The sequence below is a fragment of the Iodobacter sp. genome (genome assembly GCF_025352645.1).
In the GTDB taxonomy this organism is placed as follows: Bacteria; Pseudomonadota; Gammaproteobacteria; order Burkholderiales; family Chitinibacteraceae; genus Iodobacter.
The window spans coordinates 23211-29210 of sequence record NZ_JANXSO010000181.1 but is presented as its reverse complement, the minus strand read 5'-3'; the positions used below and the strand labels follow the sequence as shown (position 1 = coordinate 29210).

Here is a 6000-nt window from a genome sequence, read left to right as displayed (position 1 = left end):
ATGTTGCTTGGCGATCGTTTTAATACCTGCTTCGCCCGTTAAATATTGCTGAACGGCAGTAAGTTTGAATTGCATTGTGTACTTGGACATAAAAACACCCCAAAAATGGACGGGTGTCCAACTTTTGGGGTGCAGTTCATTGCCGGGGCTTTATCAGGCGCAGTGATGCTTAAACTGCGTGTTTATCGTGCTCAATCAGCGCATAGGCAGAGTGATTGTGGATAGATTCAAAGTTTTCTGATTCCACCACATAAGCGCTCACACGCGGGTCCGCATCTACACGCGCTGCTACATCACGCACCATATCTTCTACAAATTTAGGATTGTCGTAAGCGCGTTCAGTCACGAATTTCTCATCTGGGCGCTTAAGCAGACCATACAGCTCACAAGAGGCTTCTGCTTCAACCAGTGCTACAATTTCTTCAATCCAGACACTTTTCGCCAGTGTGGCCGTCACGGTTACGTGTGAGCGTTGATTATGCGCACCATAAGCTGATATTTTTTTCGAACATGGGCATAGGCTGGTGACTGGAACCAATACCCTTAGCTTTTGCTCAAATACGCCATTTTTAAGTTCGCCAATCAGGGTAACGTCGTAGTCCATCAAGCTTTGTACGCCGGAAACCGGAGCTATTTTATTAATAAAATAAGGAAAGCGCATTTCCAGATAGCCGGAATCTGCTTCTAAACGCTGGCACATTTCGCGCAGAATCGTTTCAAAAGAATCCACCGAAATTTCTTTCTCGTGGCTGTTTAAGATCTCCACAAAGCGCGACATATGTGTGCCTTTAAATTGCTTAGGCAAGAACACATACATATCAAACATGGCGATAGTGTGCTGCACGCCATCGGTACGATCCGCTACTTTAACTGGGTGACGAATGGACTTAATGCCCACTTTATTAATCGCAATATTGCGGGTATCCACCGTGTTTTGCACGTCGGCAATCGCCATGGTCATGGGGTATAACTCCAAAAAAATTAACTCTGATGGGTAAGATTATAACACTGAGAATACCCGAGTAAAGTGCTCGGGAATTATTGTAAAAATCTACGGGCTTGATAGGTAAAAACTTATGCAGCAAAGCTAACAATTAACTGGCTTTAGGGCTTGCCAGCAAACGCAGTCAACATTTTAACCACGAAGCGCGATCCTTCGCTCAACATAATATCAATATGCGCAGGCATATAAGGTAGCGATAAATACATCGCGCCTAAACCAATCCCCATCATCAAAGGAAAGCCCACCGCAAACACATTCAGTTGCGGTGCTGCGCGCGTCATCACCCCTACCGCCAAATTGGTCACCAGCAAGGAGCCAATCACCGGCAAAGCAAGCAACACACCGTAGCGAAAAATTAATGATCCATAATCCGCCAACATTTTAAAACCCAGCCCAGAAATAGGCTGTACTCGAATGGGCAGGGTATTAAAGCTATCTAATAAAGTATGCAGCACCAATAAATGGCCATTTAAAGCCAAAAATATCAAAATAGTCATTAAACTTAAAAACTGCGCCACAATTGGTACGCTAGTAGCATGCAGAGGATCATAAAAAGAAGCAAAGCCCAAACCCATTTGTAGGCCAGATAAATGCCCTGCCATTTCCATGGCAGAAAAAATAATTCGCACCACATAGCCAATTGCAATACCAATGAGCAATTGATTAATTACGATTAAAATCCCCTCGGGGGAAACAATCTGCACCTGTGGCATAGCAGGTAATACTGGGGCAATAATTAAAGACAAAAAGATAGCAATGGCCACGCGTACTTTTACTGATATCGCTTTACTAGAATAAAATGGATCAGATAATAAAAACCCAAAGATGCGGCAAAATGGCCACCAAAAAATACCCAACCAGAGATCGATTTGCGCTTGGCTAACGGTCCAAATATCCCTCACGCTAACCCCTAGCCTATCATTTGCGGGATGCTTTGAAATAGGCGAATGGTGTAATCCATAGCCGTTTCAATCATCCAAGGGCCAATCAGCACAAACACCAAAAAGGTAATCAACAGCTTGGGAATAAAAGATAAAGAGGCTTCATTGATTTGTGTAGCAGCTTGAAAAATACTCACCACTAAGCCCACCACCAGCGCGGTTAGCAATAATGGCCCACCAAGTAGCACCATGACTTCCATGGCTCTTTGAATCACGGTAACAACGGTTTCTGGCGTCATAGCTATCCTGAAACGTAAAAGCTTTGCACAAGCGAGCCCATTAATAGCGTCCAGCCATCCACCAAAACAAATAGCATCAACTTAAAGGGCAGTGAAATAATAACTGGGGAAACCATCATCATCCCCATGGCCATTAAAATACTCGCCACCACAAAATCAATAATAATAAAGGGGATAAAAACAATAAAGCCAATTTGAAATGCAGTTTTAAGCTCGCTAGTTACAAAGGCGGGCACTAAGGTTCGTAAACTCACATCATCTGGGCCATTCGGTTTTTGTGTGCCAGATAGCTCAATAAAAAACGCCAAATCTTTTTGCCGTGTTTGCTTAAGCATAAAGTCTTTTAATGGCACCACGCCTTTCTCTACCGCTTGATTAAAACCTATTTTTTGCTCTGCATAAGGCTGATAAGCCACCTGATACATTTTATCAAATACCGGTGACATTACAAAAAAGGTGAGAAACAAAGATAAGCCAACAATCACTTGATTAGGCGGGGCTTGCATTGTGCCAAGGGCTTGGCGCAATAAAGATAATACAATAATAATACGGGTAAATGCCGTCATCATTAATAAAATTGCAGGCAAAAAACTAATTGCAGTTAGAAACAATAGCGTTTGAATCGGTAAACTATATTGCGTGCCACCCGTTTGCGCATTGGCGGTCATAAAAGGAATACCTGGATCAGCAGCACCCGCTACGCTGGCAAGGCCTAAGCCAAATAAAATCACTAAGAGGGCCATCATCAAGCGTTTCAACGTGGTGTCCTTTGCAAAGCGGCGGCCAATTTGGCAGAAAATTGCTGTGAAAATGCCTGAGGCACCACAGTTTCAACTTGCTCAGGCGCATCCAAGCTATGTAATAAATTAACTGAACTAGCCGTCACACCCAGCACCAGCCAGCGGCCTTCTACTTCCACCACCACGACCCGCTCTTTAGCCCCTACCATTACCCCTGTTACCACCTTGAGCACCTGACCTTTTGCACCCATAGGAATTAAAGAGAGCCTACGCACTAGCCAAGCACTAAATACAATCAGGGCAATAACAAAACCCAATGCCAGCACCACTTGAGCCACGGACATTAAGCTTGAAACGGGAGCGATAACAGGGGAAGAGGCATTTGCGTGAGCAGGTAAACAGCTAGCAAACATAAAACAGAAAAAAAACAGCACTTTGCAGCGTAGATATTTCATAAACTCTCACGATAATCGTGTAGGCATGTGTTTGTAATGAAGTTTTGTGAAGCACTGCAAGTATAAATTGCCCGCTAGCCCCCTAAAAACACAGGGCAGCGGGCCTATTGATAATGCCCGAAACTATTTATGTAAGCGGCGAATACGCTCTGCTGGGGTAATAATATCGGTGAGGCGAATACCAAACTTATCATTCACCACCACCACTTCACCTTGGGCAATTAAACAGCCATTCACCAGCACATCCATAGGCTCACCCGCCATCCCATCCAGCTCTACCACTGATCCCTGCGCCAATTGCAGCAAGCTGCGAATCGCAATTTTAGTCCGCCCCAGCTCCACAGTCAGTGAAACAGGGATATCCAAAATCATATCTATATTGCTAGGTGCATTCGCAATAGGTGTACTTGCGTCAAAACGCTGAAAAATATCAGCGGCCTGTACATCAGGGGCGGCTGCCACCGCTGCATCGGCTACTTCTTGCTCGGCAAGGGCCGCAGCCCAGTCATCCATTGCCATTTCATCTTCATCAGCCATTACAAAACCCTCATTGGCTTACTATTTTCATCAACCACTACAAAGCCCTCATTGGCTTACTATTTTCATCAACCACTACAAAACCCTCATTGGCTTACTATTTTCATCAACCACTACAAAGCCCTCATTGGCTTACTATGTACATCAGCCACTACAAACCCCTCATTGGCTTAGCATTTGCATCAGCCACGGTCAATTTACCTTGGCTAACTATTTTTATTTGCGATTAAATGAACAGCTTAAAACTTAAGCTATTTATTCGCTGCTGTCGGCATCTAATTGGCCTTCTGTTTCATTCCCCGTTAGTGCCTCAGCGGACCCCAACACTTTGCTCACCCTTAGAGCATATTGCCCATTTAGAGTGCCGTATTTGCATTCCAATACGGGCACATTATCTACCGCAGCAATAATGGCCTCTGGAATATCTAAAGAAATAATATCCCCAAGCTGCAACTCTAGAATCTCGCCTAAAGTCACCTTGGCATTGCCCAACGTCGCCACCAAATCCACCTCAGCATGCTGAATTTGCTTTTGCATTAAGGTGGTCCAACGGTTATCCACCTCAATTCGGTCGGCCTGCATCGTGCTATAGAGCACGTCGCGAATCGGCTCGATCATTGAATAGGGGAAGCAGATATGGAAATCCCCACCACCAGCGCCCAATTCAATTTTAAAGGTATACGCCACCACCACTTCAGTTGGCGTGGCGATATTGGCAAACTGGGTATTCATTTCAGAGCGAACGTAAACAAATTCACAAGGGAATACCGGCTGCCAAGCTTTTTCGTATTCTTCAAAAACCACTTCTAAGAGGCGCTGAATAATCCGCTGCTCGGTGGCGGTAAAATCACGCCCTTCAACCCGAACATGGTAACGGCCATCCGAGCCAAATAAATTATCCACGACTAAAAACACAAAATCAGGATCAAAAATAAATAATCCCGTTCCGCGCAGCGGCTTCATTTGAATCAAATTTAAATTGGTAGGAACCACCAGATTACGAATAAATTCGCTATATTTTTGCACCCGAACGGGGCCAACAGAGATTTCAGCATTGCGGCGCATAAAGTTAAATAGAGCCACACGTAAATTACGTGCAAAGCGCTCATTTAAAATTTCAAGCGTAGGCATCCGCCCACGCACAATGCGCTCTTGGCGACCAATATCATAATCGCGAACAGCAGAAGCATCGACCTCTTCGTCGGAAGAATCTTCTTCACCGGTCACACCACGCAGTAGCGCGTCGACCTCTTCCTGAGAAAGGATATCGTCTGCCATGATCCTTAGTCCGGATAAACTCTTACCCGTTATTTAATATATTTTGTATTCAACCCGGCTGGGCTGTAGATATTTATAACTACAACACATACGCTGATGCTGGGTAAATACACCATCTACCCAGCATAAAAATCATTACATTAAATTACTGCACAATAAATGATGTGAAATTAACCGAGAGAACCCCTTCTTCTTCACTCTCTGCGCCTAAAATTTTATTTACAATTTCACGAATTTCTTTACCCAACTTATCCGTACCATCGGGGGCCTTTACTTCTGCCATGGTTTTTCCACGTAATAGCTTATTAATTTGTCCCTGAATTTTAGGTGACAAACTTTTAATTTTTTCAGCTAAATGCGGATCGCCAAGTTCTAAAGAGATATCGGTCTGCAAAATGCCATCGCCATCTTCTGAATGTAAATTCACCGTAAATTGGGGCAATTTTTCAAAAACAGCAGCGTGCTCTTCTTTCTTTTTATGATCTTTCTTTTTCTTTTTTGCGTCGTCGTGTGCAGTGGCTTCTGCCGCTACTTCATCGGCAGCAGGATCGCTGCTTTTTGTCAGCAAAAAGGCGGCCACACCACCCACGATGATTAACAAGACCACTAATAAGCCAATCACGGCAAATAAAAGAATATTTTTCTTCGCTTTAGGCGCGGCTTCCACTTTGGCATCAGACATCACATCACCTTGAATGGATTGAAATATTTTATAAAAAATAAAATTGAAAACCAGAGCAAAGCGCCCCAATCAAATGCGAGGGGCGCTGGCTTTGGAATTAAGTGATGTGATTATAGCTTAAAAAG

The 6000-nt window shown here is 44.0% G+C and carries 8 protein-coding genes; all 8 read right to left on the bottom strand.

What is annotated here, in order from left to right:
- Nucleotides 1-169: 169 nt before the first annotated feature.
- The 8 genes from folE2 to fliL all read right to left on the bottom strand — a co-directional run bounded on the left by folE2 (nt 170) and on the right by fliL (nt 5875).
- Nucleotides 170-961: a GTP cyclohydrolase FolE2 gene (gene folE2, locus Q0R17_RS20010; protein WP_293938316.1), complete on the bottom strand. Its 792-nt coding sequence runs from the start codon at nt 959-961 to the stop codon at nt 170-172.
- A 143-nt stretch (nt 962-1104) separates the two neighbouring features.
- Nucleotides 1105-1905, bottom strand: a complete 801-nt coding sequence (gene fliR, locus Q0R17_RS20005) for a flagellar biosynthetic protein FliR (protein WP_293938314.1) — start codon at nt 1903-1905, stop codon at nt 1105-1107.
- 8 nt (nt 1906-1913) lie between these two features.
- Entirely contained in the window at nt 1914-2183 is a 270-nt protein-coding gene (gene fliQ / locus Q0R17_RS20000; RefSeq protein WP_130106695.1) for a flagellar biosynthesis protein FliQ, read from the bottom strand.
- 2 nt (nt 2184-2185) lie between these two features.
- The gene (gene fliP, locus Q0R17_RS19995; RefSeq protein ID WP_293938311.1) at nt 2186-2941 is read right to left on the bottom strand and encodes a flagellar type III secretion system pore protein FliP; all 756 of its coding nucleotides are present in this window, start codon (nt 2939-2941) and stop codon (nt 2186-2188) included.
- On the bottom strand, nt 2938-3378 hold the full coding sequence (gene fliO, locus Q0R17_RS19990; protein WP_293938309.1) for a flagellar biosynthetic protein FliO: 441 nt from the start codon (nt 3376-3378) through the stop codon (nt 2938-2940). Before fliO ends, fliP begins: the two co-directional genes overlap by 4 nt.
- A 123-nt stretch (nt 3379-3501) precedes the next feature.
- On the bottom strand, nt 3502-3915 hold the full coding sequence (gene fliN, locus Q0R17_RS19985) for a flagellar motor switch protein FliN (protein WP_293938307.1): 414 nt from the start codon (nt 3913-3915) through the stop codon (nt 3502-3504).
- Between the two features lie 255 nt (nt 3916-4170).
- Nucleotides 4171-5193, bottom strand: coding sequence for a flagellar motor switch protein FliM (fliM, locus tag Q0R17_RS19980; RefSeq protein ID WP_293938305.1), 1023 nt, complete (start codon nt 5191-5193; stop codon nt 4171-4173).
- A 145-nt stretch (nt 5194-5338) separates the two neighbouring features.
- Nucleotides 5339-5875 carry a flagellar basal body-associated protein FliL gene (gene fliL / locus Q0R17_RS19975; protein WP_293938303.1) on the bottom strand — a complete coding sequence of 179 codons (537 nt, stop codon included), beginning with the start codon at nt 5873-5875 and terminating at the stop codon, nt 5339-5341.
- Between the last annotated feature and the right edge of the window lie 125 nt (nt 5876-6000).

Excerpts from the sequence above, each read along its gene's own strand:
- fliL (WP_293938303.1), bottom strand. The coding sequence starts at position 5,875 with ATGTCTGATGCCAAAGTGGAAGCCGCGCCTAAAGCGAAGAAAAATATT.
- fliN (WP_293938307.1), bottom strand. The coding sequence starts at position 3,915 with ATGGCTGATGAAGATGAAATGGCAATGGATGACTGGGCTGCGGCCCTT.
- folE2 (WP_293938316.1), bottom strand. The coding sequence starts at position 961 with ATGACCATGGCGATTGCCGACGTGCAAAACACGGTGGATACCCGCAAT.
- fliM (WP_293938305.1), bottom strand. The coding sequence starts at position 5,193 with ATGGCAGACGATATCCTTTCTCAGGAAGAGGTCGACGCGCTACTGCGT.
- fliO (WP_293938309.1), bottom strand. The coding sequence starts at position 3,378 with ATGAAATATCTACGCTGCAAAGTGCTGTTTTTTTTCTGTTTTATGTTT.
- fliQ (WP_130106695.1), bottom strand. The coding sequence starts at position 2,183 with ATGACGCCAGAAACCGTTGTTACCGTGATTCAAAGAGCCATGGAAGTC.